The sequence below is a fragment of the Vibrio sp. V10_P2A27P122 genome, from assembly GCF_963874335.1.
Taxonomy (GTDB): Bacteria; Pseudomonadota; Gammaproteobacteria; order Enterobacterales; family Vibrionaceae; genus Vibrio; species Vibrio anguillarum.
This window is the reverse complement of sequence record NZ_CAWNHY010000228.1, coordinates 1-2,079: the sequence shown is the minus strand read 5'-3', so window position 1 is coordinate 2,079 and position 2,079 is coordinate 1. Positions and strand designations below refer to the sequence as shown.

Here is a 2,079-nt window from a genome sequence, read left to right as displayed (position 1 = left end):
GCGTTGAGAATCCCTCTTAAATTGCTTGTTATGTTTTACCACAAATGACTGATTTACTTGGCAAAGAACTGCTTTGTTGAACGCATTTCAAGAAGTCAGTCACACGCTCAAACTGATGTGGTCGCCAAATGCACGAAACACAAAGCGACTAGTTCCACTTCCCTGCCCAATGAGGCAACCCGACCAACTCACAACAAGCACCCTCTCTTTCCAACCAAAGCGCAGAACAATGGCAAATTGCCGAGGCAACTGCCAAGTCCAAATGCTACTTGGCAAAAACCCTTGCAGCGACTTAGAGCCAGTGAAATTTGCAACCAGCCGCCACGACCTGAAAATGAAGCAACCCACGAATATTTACCTGTTTTACGGGCTGAGAGATTCCAGAACTTAGGCCGACAATACTGATTTGCTGAGGCAACTCGGACGAGCTGCCAAAGGGACAAAGAACGGAGATCGAAGAATTTTTAAGCCATTGAAATACAAGTAAACATAACGCCCGCTTAAGGGGCAGACAACGCTACTACCAACTTTCCGCATAACACCGTAATCACAAAACCAACGCATAATAAAAATGCCGCGCGTTGGCTGTCCCTCTTGAAGCGTTTGTTAGCAATACGTTTTAGGCAAAACTTTACTCATCAAACAATTTACTGACATCGAGTTCATCTGCATAAGCAGAGATTAAACGAATATACTGCGTGGTTTTGGCATTTTTCCCTTGTACCTTGGTGTTAGAGAAGTTACTAATAGGGACCCCAAAAACTTTTTCAATACGCTTCAAGAATGCCTCGGAAAGTACATCAGGAGCAACTATGTCATATTTCCTAGTCACGCTATTTCTAATAATATCGTTAAAATGTTCGTCAGCACTGTTAAAGGAATAACCAATCACTACCACTTTTTGTGAGTTATGAATTAGTTCAGCAGCTTTTGCCCAAGTATCAATATACTTATGGGACAATATTGGCTTAAGTTTCAGAGGTGGAACCATTGAGGGTATTACATGCTTTTGTTCCTCTACAATACTACTTGTGAAATCAATATTTGAAGATATCTCCCCTTCAATAAACTCTTTTAAATCAATCGAGTCTAAGTCATTGATCGGTAATAGCTGCCTTGTATCCATGCGAACATATTCTGATAAACCGCCGTGGAAATAGATAACATTTTCCAAACCAGCATTTGCTAAAAACGTTGTATAGTTTAAAGTTATTGCATCAATACCTTGAGGCAATTTAGAGTAAAATGGCATTTCCCCACTTCCGAAACTAGACAATACTTGGTTTTGTTTCCACACCAAATAACCCCACAAACACCATGAAATATATATGTAATTTTTAACATCAGCTTGATTATGGCTATAAAACCCTAAAAACTTTTGAATCAACAGTTGTTCAATGTCTAGCATATGAGATGCTATAGCATCAGCTATTGGGTTCCCATCTGAAGTTAGACTCTCCTTGAGTGTAACTTTAAGGATTAGTTTAAATGTCTCCGATAACGACATTTTATGAACGTCAATTATGAAATCACTCTCTGTAAACTCTAAACCAAATGCTTCTGAGATCAATTGAAACGTTTCATCGTCAATATGGCTAGCATTCTTAATTTCCACAAGTTTTTCAAACAAGCGAATTATTACTAACCCTCTTTTTTTAGACAGGTCCGATTCATCTTGAATCTTGCTTTCAGCTTCACTTACTAATTCAACTATCTTCTTTAGCTGTTCTATATCTTTCTTAGTAATATTTTCAATTTCATTATTGATAAAACGATTAAAGTCAAAGCGAAGCCCGGGAAGAGCATTTCTGATAGCTTTTTCAAAACTTGCCCCTTCTCCGTTGATAAACCTCGATACCTCAGTTAAAAGCTTATTCGCTAATGGAAAATCAATGCCAGACGTCTTATCAACACCTGCACCAGTAATGAGAACCTTATTCATAAATAAACCTACTCACGTAACAAATACACAATGCATAGAACCGATTTCATATGCGTAGTCTCATTTTTGATTGAACTATTACAAAACACAACCAATATATGCAATTACATTGACATAGGTACGGTCCAGTAGTATTG

The 2,079-nt window shown here is 38.2% G+C and carries 1 protein-coding gene; it reads right to left on the bottom strand.

The features are described 5' to 3' along the window. Positions 1-631 precede the first annotated feature (631 nt). Entirely contained in the window at positions 632-1,942 is a 1,311-nt protein-coding gene (locus AACQ17_RS09570) for a hypothetical protein (RefSeq protein ID WP_064626894.1), read from the bottom strand. Between the last annotated feature and the right edge of the window lie 137 nt (positions 1,943-2,079).

Bases quoted from the DNA above. Each gene is read 5' to 3' on its own strand.
- AACQ17_RS09570 (WP_064626894.1), bottom strand. From the start codon at position 1,942: ATGAATAAGGTTCTCATTACTGGTGCAGGTGTTGATAAGACGTCTGGC.